At 66.2% G+C, this 16,473-nt stretch carries 16 protein-coding genes; 8 read left to right on the top strand and 8 right to left on the bottom strand.

What is annotated here, in order from left to right; translation table 11 throughout:
• The first annotated feature begins 64 nt into the window (after positions 1-64).
• The gene (locus AC1DX5_RS17425; RefSeq protein ID WP_478016515.1) at positions 65-469 is read left to right on the top strand and encodes a GFA family protein; all 405 of its coding nucleotides are present in this window, start codon (positions 65-67) and stop codon (positions 467-469) included.
• Between the two features lie 200 nt (positions 470-669).
• Here AC1DX5_RS17425 and AC1DX5_RS17420 read toward each other — a convergent pair whose 3' ends face one another.
• The 4 genes from AC1DX5_RS17420 to AC1DX5_RS17405 all read right to left on the bottom strand — a co-directional run bounded on the left by AC1DX5_RS17420 (position 670) and on the right by AC1DX5_RS17405 (position 3,219).
• Positions 670-1,653 carry an SMP-30/gluconolactonase/LRE family protein gene (locus AC1DX5_RS17420; RefSeq protein WP_465174284.1) on the bottom strand — a complete coding sequence of 328 codons (984 nt, stop codon included), beginning with the start codon at positions 1,651-1,653 and terminating at the stop codon, positions 670-672.
• A gap of 30 nt (positions 1,654-1,683) precedes the next feature.
• On the bottom strand, positions 1,684-2,634 hold the full coding sequence (locus AC1DX5_RS17415) for an aldo/keto reductase (RefSeq protein ID WP_465174283.1): 951 nt from the start codon (positions 2,632-2,634) through the stop codon (positions 1,684-1,686).
• 5 nt (positions 2,635-2,639) lie between these two features.
• Entirely contained in the window at positions 2,640-2,825 is a 186-nt protein-coding gene (locus AC1DX5_RS17410; protein ID WP_465174282.1) for a hypothetical protein, read from the bottom strand.
• A 103-nt stretch (positions 2,826-2,928) separates the two neighbouring features.
• Positions 2,929-3,219, bottom strand: coding sequence for a hypothetical protein (locus AC1DX5_RS17405; protein ID WP_465169925.1), 291 nt, complete (start codon positions 3,217-3,219; stop codon positions 2,929-2,931).
• Positions 3,220-3,363: 144 nt separating this feature from the next.
• Between AC1DX5_RS17405 and AC1DX5_RS17400 the strand changes: the two genes are divergently transcribed.
• The 5 genes from AC1DX5_RS17400 to AC1DX5_RS17380 all read left to right on the top strand — a co-directional run bounded on the left by AC1DX5_RS17400 (position 3,364) and on the right by AC1DX5_RS17380 (position 9,646).
• Complete coding sequence (locus AC1DX5_RS17400) at positions 3,364-4,335, top strand: ArsR/SmtB family transcription factor (RefSeq protein WP_465169924.1); 972 nt, start codon at positions 3,364-3,366, stop codon at positions 4,333-4,335.
• Positions 4,332-5,270 (top strand): methylenetetrahydrofolate reductase, encoded by a 939-nt coding sequence (gene metF, locus AC1DX5_RS17395; RefSeq protein WP_465169923.1) that lies wholly within the window; start codon positions 4,332-4,334, stop codon positions 5,268-5,270. The genes AC1DX5_RS17400 and metF overlap by 4 nt, the downstream gene beginning before the upstream one ends.
• 114 nt (positions 5,271-5,384) lie before the next feature.
• Complete coding sequence (locus AC1DX5_RS17390; RefSeq protein ID WP_478016514.1) at positions 5,385-6,434, top strand: homocysteine S-methyltransferase family protein; 1,050 nt, start codon at positions 5,385-5,387, stop codon at positions 6,432-6,434.
• Between the two features lie 114 nt (positions 6,435-6,548).
• A complete protein-coding gene (metH, locus tag AC1DX5_RS17385; protein WP_478016513.1) occupies positions 6,549-9,149 on the top strand; it encodes a methionine synthase in 2,601 nt (866 codons plus the stop codon).
• Between the two features lie 77 nt (positions 9,150-9,226).
• Positions 9,227-9,646 carry a nuclear transport factor 2 family protein gene (locus AC1DX5_RS17380; protein ID WP_465169920.1) on the top strand — a complete coding sequence of 140 codons (420 nt, stop codon included), beginning with the start codon at positions 9,227-9,229 and terminating at the stop codon, positions 9,644-9,646.
• Between the two features lie 37 nt (positions 9,647-9,683).
• On the opposite strand, the gene AC1DX5_RS17375 is transcribed toward AC1DX5_RS17380, so the two are convergent.
• Both AC1DX5_RS17375 and AC1DX5_RS17370 read right to left on the bottom strand, forming a co-directional pair.
• On the bottom strand, positions 9,684-10,022 hold the full coding sequence (locus AC1DX5_RS17375) for a transcriptional regulator (protein ID WP_478016512.1): 339 nt from the start codon (positions 10,020-10,022) through the stop codon (positions 9,684-9,686).
• Positions 10,019-10,468: a hypothetical protein gene (locus AC1DX5_RS17370; protein ID WP_478016511.1), complete on the bottom strand. Its 450-nt coding sequence runs from the start codon at positions 10,466-10,468 to the stop codon at positions 10,019-10,021. Before AC1DX5_RS17370 ends, AC1DX5_RS17375 begins: the two co-directional genes overlap by 4 nt.
• A gap of 172 nt (positions 10,469-10,640) precedes the next feature.
• Between AC1DX5_RS17370 and AC1DX5_RS17365 the strand changes: the two genes are divergently transcribed.
• A complete protein-coding gene (locus AC1DX5_RS17365; protein WP_478016585.1) occupies positions 10,641-10,970 on the top strand; it encodes a DMT family transporter in 330 nt (109 codons plus the stop codon).
• 634 nt (positions 10,971-11,604) lie between these two features.
• On the opposite strand, the gene AC1DX5_RS17360 is transcribed toward AC1DX5_RS17365, so the two are convergent.
• Entirely contained in the window at positions 11,605-12,642 is a 1,038-nt protein-coding gene (locus AC1DX5_RS17360) for a phytanoyl-CoA dioxygenase family protein (protein ID WP_478016510.1), read from the bottom strand.
• Positions 12,643-12,666: 24 nt separating this feature from the next.
• Positions 12,667-14,286: an alkaline phosphatase family protein gene (locus AC1DX5_RS17355; protein WP_478016584.1), complete on the bottom strand. Its 1,620-nt coding sequence runs from the start codon at positions 14,284-14,286 to the stop codon at positions 12,667-12,669.
• Between the two features lie 122 nt (positions 14,287-14,408).
• Between AC1DX5_RS17355 and AC1DX5_RS17350 the strand changes: the two genes are divergently transcribed.
• The gene (locus AC1DX5_RS17350) at positions 14,409-16,460 is read left to right on the top strand and encodes a protein-disulfide reductase DsbD family protein (protein WP_478016509.1); all 2,052 of its coding nucleotides are present in this window, start codon (positions 14,409-14,411) and stop codon (positions 16,458-16,460) included.
• Positions 16,461-16,473 lie beyond the last annotated feature (13 nt).

Genomic DNA, 16,473 nt, shown 5'->3' with positions numbered 1-16,473 from the left:
CTGCTGCCACCATGCTGGCAGCAGGGTGGCAGTATGTCGACTCCCGCAACCAAGGGAGACCATCATGCTCAAGACCTATCATGGCAGCTGCCACTGCGGCGCGGTCGCGTTCGAAGCCGATCTCGATCTCGAGGCCGGCACCGGCCGCTGCAATTGCTCGATCTGCACCAAGCGCCGCGCCTGGGGCATCAACATCAAACCCGATGCCTTCCGCCTGCTGCAGGGCAGGGACGCGCTGTCCGACTATCAGTTCGGTACGCTGTCCGGCCACCACCGCTTCTGCAGGACCTGCGGCTGCGCGCCGTTCGGCGACGGCTATGTCGAGGCGATTGGCGGCGATTTCGTCAGCATCGCCATCAACTGCCTCGACGATGCGACGCCGCAGGAACTGGCCGAGGCCCCGGTCAACTATGCCAATGGCCGCGACAATCTCTGGTGGGAAAAGCCGGCGGTTACGTCCTATTTGTAGGGGAAACGACGCGTCCTTTCCCGCCGTCACCCTGAACTTGTTTCAGGGTCCATGCGCGACCAGCGGTTCCGTGAGCGACGCTCTTGGTTCAGGTGGCCGCGCATGGATGCTGAAGCAAGTTTAGCATGACGGGTTTGCGGGAGAGGCATCAGGCTGTTTTGCGGGCAAGTCCATCAAGGCTGAGCCGGCTCCGCCGGCCGTCACAGCTTGACGAATGCCAGTGAATTATTGGCATTCATCGGAATGACGAGCTGATTGGCCCCCGTATCGAGGCACATCGACGCCGCGCTCGGGATGCCCGTCGCGATCAGTTGCGCCGGCTGGCCCGGGCGGATGCGCGAGACGCCGCCATTCACCACGCTGCTCACATATTTGGTGCCGTCGGGCATGATGACCAGCCCGTCATTGCCCGGCTGCGCCGCCTTCTCGGTCCTGATCAGCGTCGCGGCGGGCGAGAAGGTCAGCACTGAATCGTCGCCGATGTTCACCACGACGATATTGCCGTCCTTGTCGATCGCGACGCCGTTCGGGCGCGACAATGGGGCGCCCTCGATGAAGATGGAGGTCTTGCCGTCGGGCGTGATCCTGTAGATCCGCCACGGCGTCTGCGCATCGGCGCTGCCGGTCTGCGACCCGTAGATGGTGCCGTCCTTCGCGACCGCGATATCGTTGAGCCAGGCGACATCCGGGCTGGCGATCTCCCCCGCCGGCGCGCCGGTCTTCAGGTCGAACATGCGGACGACGGAGACGCGCTTCGCCCCGTCCGCCGTGTCGCCGTCGCTGTCGGCGAGGTAGAGCTTGCCGTCATGCACGACACTGCCAAATGGCTGGTTGAGCACCAGCCCGTTGCGGGTCGCGCCGATCCAGCGCGAGGTGTGGACCGATCCGTCATGGTTGATCAGCGAGACGAAGCCGTCGTTCGGCGCCTCTTTCTGCGTGCCGCCGCGATTGACGGCCATGATCAGGTTGCGCGCCGGGTCGTAGCTGCAGCTCTCCGCGCTGACGATCGCGCCATAGACCTTCACGTTGGACGACATGGGATTGAACTTGCCCTCGGCCGTCACGCCGAGCGGCGAGCCGGCGACAAAGGGCTGCGGTGCGGCTGGAGCGGCGGCCTGTTGCGCCAGGGCCGATGCCCCGCCGAGCAACAGGCTCGCGAGTGCGGCTGCGAACACAGTCTTCATATCCTCGTCCTCCCCCTAGGCTATGTGAAGTCAGGCGCCGGCGTTGGTCAGCCGATCGAGTTGCCCCTCGGTCAGGCTCAGGTCCATCGACCCGGCAAGCTCGTCCATTTGCGCGACGCTGGTCGCGCTCGCGATCGGCGCGGTGACGCCGGGCTGCGCCGCCAGCCAGGCCAGCGCGATCTGCGCTAGCGTCGCGCCGGTCTCGGCGGCGACAGCGTCCATCGCGGCCAGCACGGCCTTGCCCCTGCCTTCGAGCAGGTCAGTCATCCGACCCCCGCGCACGCTCTTGCCCAGGTCATCGGCCGAGCGGTACTTGCCCGTCAGGAAGCCCGAGGCGAGCCCGTAATAGGGCACCACGCCGATATCGTGGACGACGCAATAATCCTGCAATTCGCCCTCGAACTTGTGACGGCTCACCAGATTATATTCGGGCTGCAGCACCTGGTAATGCGGCAGGCCGTGCGCTTTGGCTGCGTCGTTCGCCGATTTGAGCCGCCCGGCATGGAAATTGGACGCGCCCAGCGCGCGAATCTTGCCCGCGTCGATCAGCTTGGCGAAGGCAGCGAGCGCATCTTCCTGCGCGACCGCGTCGTCGTCCTGATGCGCGAAATAGAGATCGATCTGCTCGACGCCCAGCCGTTTGAGCGATGCCTCGGCAGCGGCGGCGATGCGCGCGGGCGCCAGCTTCTCGCCACCCTCGCCGGGCAGCATGCCGACCTTGGTCGCGATCAGCACCTTGTCGCGCTTGCCGCCGCTGCGCAGCCATTCGCCGATCACGCTCTCGGATTCGCCGCCCTGATGGCCGGGCGCCCAGGCCGAATAGACATCCGCGGTGTCGATCATCGTGCCGCCTGCGGCGACGAACGCATCGAGGATGGCGAAGCTGGCGGCCTTGTCCGCGGTCCAGCCGAAGACGTTCCCGCCGAGTACCAGCGGGGCGATGTGCAGGTCGGTCGCGCCCAGGCGGCGTAGGGTCGTCATGGCGGCTATTCCCTTTCGATCTCGTTCGCCGAAACGGCGTTCATATCGACGCTGTTGGCGTCGAGCATTGCGGCGGCGTCGTTCAGCGCCCGTGCCTCGGCCGGCGTCGTGGCACCGGGGGTATCGTTGCCGCCGCTGCAGGAGGCGAGCAGCAATGCGCCGGCCAGCATGCCGGACCTGAACCAGGCCATCCGTGTCTCCGTTCTTGCCGAGCTTGTCGGAGGACGGCCCGGCGAGGCAATATCAAACTTGTCCGGGCACTATGTCGAAACAGTCGCCGCGGCCGCCGGGAGATCAGTCCTCGATCACGTTGCCGGCTGCCTTCATCGCATTGCCGGTCCTGTCGAGCGCCGAATCCGTCGCGTTGCCGATCGCCGCGCCGCTATTGTCGATCGAGGCCTCGGCGGCGCCCAGCGCTCGATCGGTCGCCGCGCTCGTGTCGGCGGCGGCCTCGCTCATCGTCGCATTCGCGTCGGCGGCGATCGTGTCGGCGGCCTGGGCGGTTTCGTTCTGCGCCTTGGGGCTGCAGGCGGCGAGGCCCAGCGCGGCGGTCATTGCAAGCGGCAGGATCAGGGTTTTCGTCATCTGTCGGCTCCTCTTGTGGGATGCATATCGGCGTCGACGCATCACGGCGACGCTATCGAACGGGCTGGACGCGCGCAATCGGCTTCAGTTCCCTGGCTTGGGTCGTTGACCTCATATAAAGATATCTTTATATCTAATTCGACCATGACCCTCGCTCTCGACATATTCCGCGCGCTCGCAGACGGCACCCGCCTGCGTATCCTTGCGCTGCTGCGGTCGATGGAGCTGTCGGTCGGCGAGCTGGCGCAGGTGCTCGGTCAAAGCCAGCCGCGTGTTAGCCGCCATGTGAAGATCCTGTGCGACGCCGGCCTTGCGGAACGCCGCAAGGAAGGCAGCTGGGTGTTCGTGGCGCTCGGTTCGGCGTCGAAGGTCGATCCGGTGCTCGCCTCGCTCGACCAATGGGGCAAGCTTGAGCCCGATCATTGGGCGGTGGCGGATGCCGCGCGGCTGGCGGCGGTGCGGGCCGACCGCGCTTCCTCGGCGGCGGGCTGGTTCGAGGCCAATGCGGGGCAATGGGATGCGATCCGTTCGCTCCACATCGCCGAGAGCGAGGTCGAGGCGGCCATGTCCGCCGTGCTCGGCGATACGCCGATCGGCCAGCTCATCGATATCGGCACTGGCACCGGCCGGATGCTGGAATTGTTTGCCGGGCGGGCGAAGCAGGCGCTCGGCATCGATCGCAGTTCGGAAATGCTGCGCCTTGCGCGGGCCAAGCTGTCCGAACGCGGATTTGCCAATACCGAGTTGCGCCAGGCGGATCTCTACGCGCTGCCGCTCGGCGACGGTGAGGCGGATGCGGCGATTCTCCACCACGTCCTCCATTTCGCACAGCAGCCCGGCGCCGCGATCGCCGAGGCGGCGCGTGTCCTGTCCGACGGCGGACGGTTGCTGATCGCCGATTTCGCGCCGCACGACCGCGAGGAACTCCGCACGCGCGACGCGCATACCCGGCTCGGCTTTTCCGACGATCAGATCGCCGCCTGGTTCGAGGCCGCCGGGCTGGTTCCGGCCCGCACCGAGACGCTTGAGGGCGGCGAACTGACGGTGAAGCTCTGGCTGGCGCGCAAGGCGACCGCGCAAACACAAATACCGGTACGAGAGGTTAAGGCAGCATGACGACCCGGAATCCGCAAAGCGAAGCGCGTCGCGCCCAGGCCTCGCCGCTGTTCGCTGATCTGGCGGGCGACGCGCAGGTGTCGTTCGAATTCTTTCCGCCAAAGACGCCCAGGATGGAAGAGAGCCTGTGGGAGGCCGTGAAGACGCTGGAGCCGCTAGGCCCGCGTTTCGTCTCGGTCACCTATGGCGCCGGCGGATCGACCCGCGAGCGCACCCACGCCACGGTCGCGCGAATCCAGCGCGAGACGTCGCTGGCCGCCGCCGCGCATCTCACCTGTGTCGAGGCGAGCAAGGCCGAGATCGACCAGGTCGCGGAGGAATATTGGGCGGCGGGCGTGCGGCACATCGTCGCGCTGCGCGGCGATCCCCCCGTCGCCGGCGCGAAGTTCGTGGCGCATCCCGACGGGTACGAGAATGCGGCGGCGCTCGTCGCCGGCCTGAAGAAGCTCCATCCGTTCGAGATCTCGGTCGCTGCCTATCCCGAATGTCACCCGGATTCGCCTGACGCCAAGGCTGACATCGACAATCTCAAGCGCAAGCTGGATGCCGGCGCGAACCGGGCGATCACCCAGTTCTTCTTTTCGCCCGAGGCTTTTTTCCGCTTCCGCGACCGCGTCGCGGCGGCGGGCATCACGGCGGAGATCGTGCCCGGCATCCTGCCCGTCTCCAACGTCGCGCAAACCCGCAAGTTCGCGGCGATGTGCGGCGCGGAGATTCCCGACTGGATGGGCCGGCTGTTCGAGGGGCTCGACGATCATCCCGCGGCACGCCAGCTCGTCGCGGCGACGATCGCGGCGGAAATGTGCCGTCGCCTTTATGCCGGCGACGTGCGCAGCTTCCATTTCTACACGCTCAACCGCGCCGAGCTGAGCTTCGCGATCTGCCACATGCTCGGCCTGCGCGCGACGGATGGGGTCAAGGTAGAGGCGGCATAAACTACCCGTCATGCCGGACTTGTTCCGGCATCCGCCGTTCCGCAGCATCTGCGATCGGTGAGTGTGCGGGACGGTGGACCCCGGAACAAGTCCGGGGTGACGAAGGAAGAGACGATGACGACTGCACGCGAAAGATTGCTGGCCGAAGCCGCCAGGCGCATCCTGATCACCGACGGCGCCTTCGGCACCGAGATCCAGAACTGGAAGCTGAACGAGGCGGATTATGCCGGCGCGCTCGGCCTGGCGAAGGACCAGAAGGGCAATAACGACATCCTCGCGCTGACCAAGCCCGAGGTGCCGGAGACGATCACCCGCGAATATCTCGATGCGGGATCGGACATCGTCTCGACCAACACCTTCAGCGCCAACGTGATCAGCCAGGCGGACTATGCCGCGGAGAGCCTGGTCAAGGAGATCAACATCGCCTCGGCGCAGATCGCCCGGCGGCTGGCGGACGAATATGAAGCGAAGGATGGCCGTCCGCGCTTCGTCGCCGGCGCGATCGGGCCGACGAACAAGACCTTGTCGCTGTCGCCGGACGTCAACGATCCGGGTTTCCGCGAGATCGACTTCGATTACCTGAAGTCGGTGTACCGCGAACAGATCGATGCGCTGCTCGACGGCGGGGTGGACTTCATCCTGATCGAGACGGTGTTCGATACGCTCAATGCCAAGGCCGGCGTCATGGCGGCGCTGGAGGCGGCGGACGATCTGGGCCGCGACGTGCCGATCATGCTCTCGATGACCTTGACCGATCTGTCGGGCCGCAACCTTTCCGGCCACACGGTCGAGGCATTCTGGCACGCGGTGCGCCATGCCAAACCGATCACCATCGGGCTCAACTGTTCATTCGGGGCGGAACAGCTTCGCCCGCATGTGCGCACCCTGAGCGACATCGCCGACACGCTGATCATGGTCTATCCGAACGCCGGCCTGCCCAACGAGCTCGGCGAATATGACGAGCAGCCGGTCACCACCGCAGGGCTGGTGCGCGAATGGGCCGCGGCCGGCCAGGTCAACATCCTGGGCGGCTGTTGCGGGTCGACCCCGGCGCATATTGCCGCGATCGCCAAGGCAGTGGCCGAACTCGATCCGCGCACGCCGGTCGTGCCGCCGGTAAAGACGCGGCTCGCCGGGCTGGAGCCGATGACGATGGCAGCTTAACCCCCCTCCCGCTTGCGGGAGGGGCTGGGGGAGGGCCTGTCCTCTTCCGCGCCGACCGTAACTTACAAGCCCTCCCCCGACCCCTCCCGCAAGCGGGAGGGGGGAAAGTCGAGAATGACCACTCCCTCCACTGCCCAGTTCGTCAATATCGGCGAGCGCACCAACGTCACCGGATCGGCGCGCTTCAAGAAACTGATCATGGCGGGCGACTATCCCGCCGCGGTCGAGGTCGCGCTGCAGCAGGTCGAATCGGGCGCGCAGGTGCTCGACGTCAACATGGACGAGGGCCTGCTCGATGCCGAAGTGGCGATGACCACCTTCCTCAAGCTGATCGCCGCCGAGCCCGATATCGCGCGCATCCCCTTCATGATCGACAGCTCGAAATGGTCGGTGATCGAGGCCGGGCTGAAATGCGTCTCGGGCAAGCCGATCGTCAACTCGATCAGCATGAAAGAGGGCGAGGCTCAGTTCCTGTCTCAGGCCAAGAAGGTGATGCAGTACGGCGCCGCCGTCGTCGTCATGGCCTTTGACGAGGTTGGTCAGGCGGATACGAAGGCGCGTAAGGTCGAGATCTGCGAGCGCGCCTATAACCTGCTGATGGGAATCGGCTTCCCGCCCGAGGACATCATCTTCGATCCCAACATCTTCGCGGTCGCGACCGGGATCGAGGAGCATAATAATTACGGCAACGACTTCATCGAGGCGTGCCGGGAAATCAAGGCGAAGCTGCCGCATTGCCACATCTCCGGCGGCCTTTCGAATCTCAGCTTCTCGTTCCGCGGCAATGAGCCGGTGCGCCGCGCGATGCACTCGGTGTTCCTCTATTATGCGATTCCCGCCGGGCTCGACATGGCGATCGTCAATGCCGGCCAGCTCGMYGTSTACGACACGATCGAKCCSGAGCTGCGCSAGGCCTGYGAGGATGTCGTSCTCAACAAGGACGATGGCGCGACCGAGCGGCTGATCGCCCTGGCCGAACGCTACAAGGGCACGGACGAAGTCGCCGAGAAGCAGATGGCGGAATGGCGCGGATGGCCGGTCGCCAAGCGGCTCGAACATGCGCTGGTCAAGGGCATCGACGCGGACGTCGTCGCCGATACCGAGGAAGCGCGGCTGCTCTATGCCCGGCCGATCGAAGTGATCGAAGGCCCGCTGATGGACGGCATGAACGTCGTCGGCGACCTGTTCGGCTCGGGCAAGATGTTCCTGCCCCAGGTGGTGAAATCGGCGCGGGTGATGAAGAAGGCGGTCGCCCATCTGCTGCCCTTCATCGAGGCGGCGAAGGAGCCCGGCGCGCGCGGCAAGGGCAAGATCATCATGGCGACCGTGAAGGGCGACGTGCATGATATCGGCAAGAACATCGTCGGCGTCGTGCTTCAGTGCAATGGCTTCGACGTGGTCGACATGGGCGTCATGGTGCCCTGGTCCGCCATTCTCGCCGCCGCCAATGAGAATGACGCCGACATGATCGGCCTGTCCGGCCTGATCACCCCGTCGCTCGACGAGATGGTCACCGTGGCCGAGGAGATGAAGCGCGCCGGCATGAAGATGCCGCTGCTGATCGGTGGCGCCACCACCTCGAAGGTTCATACCGCTTTGCGCATCGCGCCGGCCTATGACGGCCCGGTCGTGCACGTGCTCGATGCCAGCCGCGCGGTCGGCGTCGCCTCGACCCTGGTCAGCGACACGCAGAAGGACGCCTTCGTCCTCAAGACCGCCGACGAATATGAGGCAGTGCGCGTCGCCCGCGCCGGCCGCAGCCAGAGCGAGCTCGTCCCGCTGCAGGTCGCCCGCGACAATGCGTTCGAGGCGGACATGAACCTCAAGCCGCCGACGCCGAAACAGCCGGGCGTGCATATCTTCCGCGACTGGGACCTGGCCGAGCTGCGCGAGATCATCGACTGGACGCCCTTCTTCCGCGCCTGGGAACTGGCCGGCAATTACCCGGCGATCCTGGACGACAAGGTCGTCGGCGAGAGCGCGCGCAGCCTGTTCGCCGACGCAAATGCGATGCTCGACAGGATCATCGCCGAGAAATGGCTGGTCGCGCGCGGCGTCGCGGGGCTTTGGCCGTGCCGCCGCGAGGGCGACGACGTCATCATCCATCTCGATGACGAGAGCCATGTGACATTGCCCTTCCTGCGCCAGCAGATCGCCAAGCGCGAGGGCAGGGCGAATATGTGCCTGGCCGATTTCATCAGCCATGACGGCGACTGGATCGGCGGCTTCGCGGTCAGCATCCACGGCATCGAGCCGCACCTTGCCCGCTTCAAGGCAGCGATCGACGATTATTCGGACATTCTGCTGAAGGCGCTGGCCGACCGCTTCGCCGAGGCATTGGCCGAGGCGCTGCACCGCCATGTCCGCACCACGCTGTGGGGCTATGCGCCGGACGAGCAGCTCACCAACGAAGCGCTGATCAGGGAGCAGTATCGCGGCATTCGCCCGGCACCGGGCTATCCCGCCTGCCCCGACCACAGCCTGAAGCCGACTCTGTTCAAGCTGCTCGACGCGCATCACGCGACCGGCATTTCGCTGACCGAAAGCTTCGCGATGCTGCCGACCGCGGCGGTCTCGGGCTTCTATTTTGGTCATCCCGAGGCCGAATATTTCGGCGTGGCCCGCGTCGGTCGCGACCAGCTGGAGGAATATGCCGAACGGCGCGGGATAGATCTGCCGACGGCGGAGCGCTGGCTGCGGCCCAACCTGGACTAATTAGGTCCATACTGGCCCTGACTCCACCTTTTCGCGATCGCCCATCGGTACGATAATGGGATCGAGGGGACAGGCACATGCTGGATCGCGAAACAATCCTTGGCACCGTCGATCGCGCTTATGCGGCGCGCCAATCCGGCGACAAGGAAGCGCTGCGCGCCTTTTTCGCACCCGGCGCGGCGTTTCGGATAGTCGGGCAAGGCCGGCTGATTGCGGGTTTCCCCGTCGGCCCGGCGGATGCCCTGGAAACCGTCGACGAACTGATCGACCTGTTCCGGTTCCACCGCATGGACCGGCTCCAGGTGATGATCGATGGTGACGCCGTGATGATCCGATGGGCTGTGGAGACATCGTGCGCGGGTGGCCCGTGCGTCGAGACCGAGCTTTGCGACATCTGGACTTTGGGCGATGACGGCAAGGTCACCTCGATCGTCGAGTTCGCCGACACCGCGCTGATCGCCGACATGCTGGCAGCACGATCCGAGACCTTGGCCTGACCCCTTCCGCCGAAGATCGGAACGGGGCCCCCACGCGCTATGTCGGCAGGGGCAGCGCTTCGCCTACCCGATCCTCGTCGTCTGCCACGCCCGCCAGTGCCTGCAACGCCGCGACATGCCCGTGAAATGCCGTACGTCCGGGCCGGGTCAGCGATGCCCAGGTCCGCTGCCGCCCGTCCATCGCCGCCTTGCGCAGCCGGACATAGCCGGCCTCGGACAAGGCGGAGAGGTGCTTGGATAGCACCGAATCGCTGACATCGGCGGTTTCGCGCAGCATCGCGAACTCGGCATCCTGCACCGCCGCCAGCACCGCCATGATCTGCAGCCGCGCCGGCGGGTGGATGACCGGATCGAAGGCCAGCCGAGGCACGCTCACGCGGCCAGGCCCAGCTCGCGGCGGAAGGCACGTTGCCACAGGGTGCTGGCATGATAGGCCAGACCGGCGGTCAGCACCCCGATCGGGATCGGCGCCCAGTATATGCCGCGATCACGGGCCAGCCAGAAGCTCGCGAGATAGAGAACCAGGAACACGCCCAGCATCGTGAAGGTAATCGGCCGCGTCTTTCCCGCCCGGTAGCCATTGATGAACATGCCTGTCCGCCGGCGATCCCAGCGCACGATCAGCGCAATGCAGACCAGCAGCGCCGCTTCCGCCATCAGCGCGTAGACTGTCGGCAGGGCAGGGGTGGCAGCCAGGCACCCCATGACGGCGCCAAAGGCGAGATGACGCGCGGGCGGGCAATCGGCCGCAACGGCCAGGCGAGCCTGTGAGGCGCGCATCGCGGCCAGCGCCTCGGCTGCATCGGTTGACGAAGTGGACATACGAATCTCCCTTTCCAATATGGAAAGTGATGCCCGTCACTTTCCAGGTCGTCAAGTGATAATTTTCCATATTGGAAAGTGACGGGCGGTCGTCGTCGCGACGGCCCGACACCGGAGGGCGGATGGCAAGCCTGTCATGGCCTCCCGACGCCCGACCCTGTACACCCTGTCCATGCCCTATCTCTTCCTCGCCATCGCGATCGCCTCGGAGGTCTGCGCCACTTCCTTCATGAAGCTGTCCGAGGGGTTCACCCGGCCGGTGCCGTCGCTCGTCACCGTGATCGGCTATGCGATCGCCTTTTATTTCCTGTCGCTGACCTTGAAGACCATACCGACCGGCATCGCCTACGCGATCTGGTCGGGCGTCGGCATCGTCCTGATCGCGGCGATCGCCTGGATCTTCCAGGGGCGGAAGCTCGATTTCGCCGCGATCGCCGGCATGGCGCTGATCATCGCCGGCGTCGTCGTGATGAACGTCTTCTCGAAGGCGGCGACACACTAGCGCCGCGAACAGGAAGTTCGTTCCATGACAAAACCTGCCGTCATGCTGAACTTGTTTCAGCATCCAATATGGAACAACCAATGCCGCCGCTTATGGAGCGTTGGATGCTGAAACGAGTTCAGCATGTCGGAATTCAAAAATGTATCAAACGAACTTCTGATTCAGAACAATAGTGCCGATCGCGTTCGAGTTTTACCTTCCAGTTCGATCAATGAGTCCACGCGAAGGCGCGAAGACGCAAAGAGGATTTGGAGAATCGGACCCCGAAGGTTGCATGTTGCCCGGGAGCCGGCGGCAAACCGCTGGAATACCTCCTTCGCGTCTTCGCGTGAATCCAATGGAAGGCCGCACGAGTCAGAAGTCGAGCGCCGGTCGATTCAAAATCGACTCCATTTGCCGCAGCATGATCCGGCATGCGCATCACCGTCGGATCCTGATCAAACACCGCGATTTCCCAGTTCGGGCAGGGATTTTCCCTGTTATCGGACAGTGGAATCCAGCAAGGCATTGAATATATTAAACAATGATGCTTCTCGCTGACGCGAAATAAAAAATTCCCTGTTATTTTCCCTGTTAATCCGAGGAACAGGGAATTTTCCGCTACCCGGCCGGGCCGGACGCGCCGGTGGCGTCGTCAGCGCCACACCGGGTTGGCCGTCAGGTCCGCCGGATACATGGTCAGATATTGCGCCATGCGCGGCCGGTCGGTGCGGTTCGGGCTCGCGCCATGCGGCAGATCCTGTCGCCAGATGATCAGGTCTCCCGCGCCCGCCGCGATCGGCACGGCGCCCGCACTCAGATCGACGGCGCGCGGATCGCCGTCGCCGATACTGTCGAGCCAGGCCTCGATACCGTGATGAAAGCCAGGCACGACCTGAAGGGCGCCCTGCTCGGCGGTCGTATCGGTCAGGTACAAGATGCCCTGCGTCGCGAACGGGATGGGTAGTGCGAGGCTCACATCGAAATGCAGATGCGGCCCCGGAAAACTATAGTCGTGCCGCTCGGGCGGGTTGAAGCTCAACCGGTCAGTGAGCGCCCAGAGATCGGCCGTGCCCCAGAGCTGGGCGAATGCCTTGTGCACGCGCGGCGATTGCCGGGCCGCGTCCATCGCCGGATCCTGGAAATGCTGGACCATGATGCCGTTGGGCCGGCGCTTGTACCAGCTGTCGCGATCGTCGGGCGTGGCGTTGACCTGCCGCCAGAGCAGCGCCTCGGCCGCCTTGGCCTGCTCCCTGGTGATCGCCTGGCGCAGGATGACGAAACCGTCCCGGTCCCACTGCGCCAGATCCCGGGCATCGAGAACCGGCGGCGCGGCGTCGATCGCCCGCAGGTGTTGCGCGATTTCCTCGGGCGGCGGAGCACCGTCCAGCCACGCATGATAGCGCGCGACCTTGAGTGGATCGGGTATGCCGGCGGTTGCTTCGACCCAGGCCTGGAATCCAGCAAAGTCCGGTCTTTCCGACCCGAGATATTGCAGCGTCTGCTCCAGCCCGAGGCCCAGCACGTCGAGCAGGGGCCGCAAGCGGGCCTCCCGGGACGGCTCGGCGTGCGATCGCAGGCTGTGCCGCGCCCAGAATTCCTCGACCCCCCGGATAGGGGACAGCAAATCCGGAACGGGGGCGAGCGCGGCGGAGGAGGCGGTCATGTCGGCGCCAACATCGAACAGCCTCATCCCCCCGTCAATGACCTGCGACCGTCAGGGACAGGTCGAACCAGGCCCCGCATCGAGATCGAGGCAGCGCCCGTCCGGCTGCGGCGCGGAGACCGGCAGGCCGATCAGGCCGGCAAGCGTCGGCATGATGTCGACCGTCTCGACCGACAGCGGCTGCTCGAACCCGGTTATGCCCTTGCGCCAGAACAGGATCGGCACGCGCCGGTCATAATCCCAGAAGCTGCCATGAGTGGCGACGCTGCTCTTGGTCGGGTCGGCGATCGGCGTGACGCGCGGCTTCATCGCCACCACGATGTCGCCCGATCGCGGCGCATAATAGGAGGCACGGGCGCGCTGGAGCAACGTCCAGGTCTCGGGCGGGCCGCTCGGCGTCGGCGTCGCGGCGATCTGGTCGCGGCTGAAGGCGGCATAGACCTGCGGATGGGCGCGGATCCGGAGCAAAGCTTCCTTCAGCACCGCGGCACGCTGCGCTTTGGTCAGCTTCGGGTCGATCCAGATATCGCCCGATCCGGCATCGCCGTAGAGCAGCGAGCCGGTCACCTTGAGCTTCAGCCTGGCGATGATCTCCTTGCCGATCGCGGCCGGGGTGAAGGCGGGGTCGATCCGCGCGGCTTCGGGCGCGGCATGTTCGCGGTTGCGCTCGGGCAGGTCGTGGCCGCCATGGTCGGCAGTCAGGACCACGGCATAATCGACCCCGGTCCTGTCGAGTATGTCGAAGAAGGAGCCGAGCGACCGGTCGAGATTGGCGAGCTGGACGCACATCTCATTGCCCTCGGTGCCATAGCCATGGCCGACATAGTCGGTCGCCGAGGCACCCACGATCAGCAGGTCGGTCGCGGGACCCTGGCCGAGCTTCATGTCCTGCAGCATGCCCGCGGCGAGCGCGAGGATCGACGCGTCGAAGGCGGGGGAGGCGCGGAATCTGTTCACATCGCCCGCGGCGCGTTCGAAGCGGCCGCTGCCGACCGTCTTGCCGCCGCCGACCGGAATGGCGCGGTCATGCGGCGCGCAGAAATCGGGTTCGTCGAGCGGGCCCTGCGCCTGGGCGAGCAGCGCAGCCACGGTCGTGTTGGTCCGCGTCACCACCGGCGGCACGGCGCGGCCGGCATAGGAGACGAATGCCTTGCCGTCCCACCACCACAGCTCGTCGACCTTGTGCCCGCCCATCATCACCGCGGCGCGGTCCTTGCCGGCGACCGAGACGACGCGCGCCGCCGGGTTCGCCGCCTTCATCCGTTCGCCGAGCGTCGGCACCAGCAGATGCTTGTCCGACACGGTATATTTGAACGAGGTGCTGCCGGGCACGCTCTCGTCCTCGGCGCAATAGATCTGCTTGTCGGCGCGAGGCGTCTTCAGGTCGGCCCAGTTGTTGGCGATGATGCCGGTATGCTCGGGGCGGAAGCCCGACAGGATCGTCGAGTGGCCCGGGCAGGTCTCGGTCGCGGCATGGCTCTGATATCCCGACGGGAAGACCACGCCGTCGAGCAGCCGCCTGAAGCCGCCGGTGAAGCGGTTGCGATATTCCGCGAACAGGTCCGCGGAGAACTGGTCGACCGAGATGGTGACGATCAGCTTGGGAGGCCTCGCCGGCGCGGCGGCCGGAGCGGGTGGCGGGGCATCCTGGGCGGAAAGGGGCGTTGCCATCGCAATGGCGGCCAGGGCGGCGAACGATGCCAGTCTTTTCACGTAGTGATTCTCCGCGCTCAGGTGCAATGCACCGCGCTCACCGCTATGGGCGAGCGGGTGATTGCCGACAAGGATGGCCGATGCGCGCGTTGGGTTACCTGATTGTGACGTTTATGGCCGGGCTGGCCGCGCTTGCCGTGCCGGCAGCCGCCCAGACGCCCGGTGCGCTGGGCAAGGGGCCGCACCTCGCGATGCGACTGGTCGCGGAGACGATGACGCCCGCCGCCGGTCAGGACGTGACCCTCGCGCTCGACTCCAGGCCGGAACCGGGCTGGCATGGCTATTGGCAGAATCCGGGCGATGCGGGTTTCCCGGCGACGCTCAAATGGACCCTGCCCAAGGACGTCACCGTCGGCGAGCCGGCCTATCCCGTACCGGGCATGCTGCTGATGGCCGGGCTGATGAACTATGTGTTCGAGGCGCCTTATGCGCCTTTGGTCACGCTCAAGGTGCCCGCCGGCCTCGCGGCCGGAACGCGCCTCCCGGTCAAGCTCCACGCGCAATATCTCGTCTGCACCAAGACGCTCTGCGTGCCCGAGGAAGCCGATTTGTCGGTCGACCTGACCGTGGGTGACGGCACCGTCATCGCCGAAAGCCGCGCGCGCTTCGATGCGTGGCGCCGCGCCATCCCCAAACCGCTCGACGCAAAGGGAAGCTTCCAGAAAGAGGGAACGCAGGTCCGCATCGCCGTGCCCTATCCGGCCAGCGCGCCGCTGGCGGATGCCTATTTCTTCCCCATCACCACGGGCCTGGTCGATTACGCGGCTGCGCAGCAGGTGACGCGCGACGGCGACCGCGTCGTGGTCGAGACCAAGGCCGGCACCGGCGGCACCGGCCCGCTGGTCGGCGTGCTGCGCATCGCGCCGGGGCAGGGGTTGATGGTGACGGCAGCCCCCGGCACCGTCGCGACGTCATCCTCCTCGGCGAGCGTCCCTGAAGGCGTGCTGCTGGCGACCCTGATCGCCTTTGCCGGCGCAATGCTCGGCGGGCTGATCCTCAACATCATGCCCTGTGTCTTCCCGATCCTCAGCCTCAAGGCGCTGAGCCTCGCGCGCGGGCATCTCGACGAGCGCTCGGCGCGGCACGAGGCGCTGGCCTATACCGCCGGCGTCGTCGCGGTCTGCGTGGCGCTGGGCGGGGCGATCCTCGCGCTCCGCGCGGGCGGCAGCGCGGTCGGCTGGGCATTCCAGTTGCAGGATCCGCGGGCGATCATCGTGCTGCTGCTGCTCACCGTGGCGCTCGCGCTCAATCTCGGCGGCCTGTTCGAGATTCCGACGCCGCGCTTCGTCAATCAGGCCGGCGGCGCGAGCGGCGCCTTCGCCACCGGCGCGCTCGCCGCCTTCATCGCCACGCCCTGCACGGGGCCCTTCATGGGCGCCGCACTGGGGGCGGCGCTGGTCCTGCCCTGGCCCGCCGCGCTCGCGGTGTTCGCCGGCCTCGGCCTCGGCCTCGCACTGCCCTTCCTCGCGCTCGGCTTCGTGCCGGCGCTTCGCAAGAAGCTGCCAAAGCCCGGTGCCTGGATGGAGAATTTCCGCCGCATCCTCGCCATCCCGATGTGGCTGACCGCCATCGCGCTGGTCTGGGTGCTCGGCCGCCAGACCGGCGTCGACGGCATGACTCAGGGCCTGCTCGTCGCGCTCGGCGCCGCGATCATATTGTGGGCGGCCGGCCGGCGTCAGGCGCGCGGCCTCGGTTTCGGCATCGCCGCGGTCGTGATGCTGCTGGCGATCGTCGCCGGCGGCATCTGGCTCGCCGCCACGGCGCACCGCCCCCAGGCCGGCCAGGTGCAGGCGACCGGTTCGGCCGAGCCTTTCAGCGAGGCCCGGCTCGCCACGCTCCGTGCCGAGGGCAGGCCGGTCTTCGCCTATTTCACCGCTGACTGGTGCCTGACCTGCAAGGTCAACGAGAAGGTCGCGATCGAGACCGACACGGCGCAGTCCGCCTTCGCCGCGCACAAGGTCGCGGTGATGGTCGGCGACTGGACTGACGGCGATCCCGCGCTGGGCCGCTTCATCCAGGCGCATAATCGGGCGGGCGTGCCGCTCTATCTCTATTACGCCCCCGGCGCTGCCGAACCGCAGGTGCTCCCACAGGTTCTAACGCCCGGCATGCTGGCGGAACTCGCCACCTGAAAACGGCCCCCTG

The organism is Sphingomonas sp. P2_B6 (genome assembly GCF_056404755.1).
Note: the sequence above shows the minus strand (reverse complement) of the source record. Positions and strands in the feature narration are given on the sequence as shown.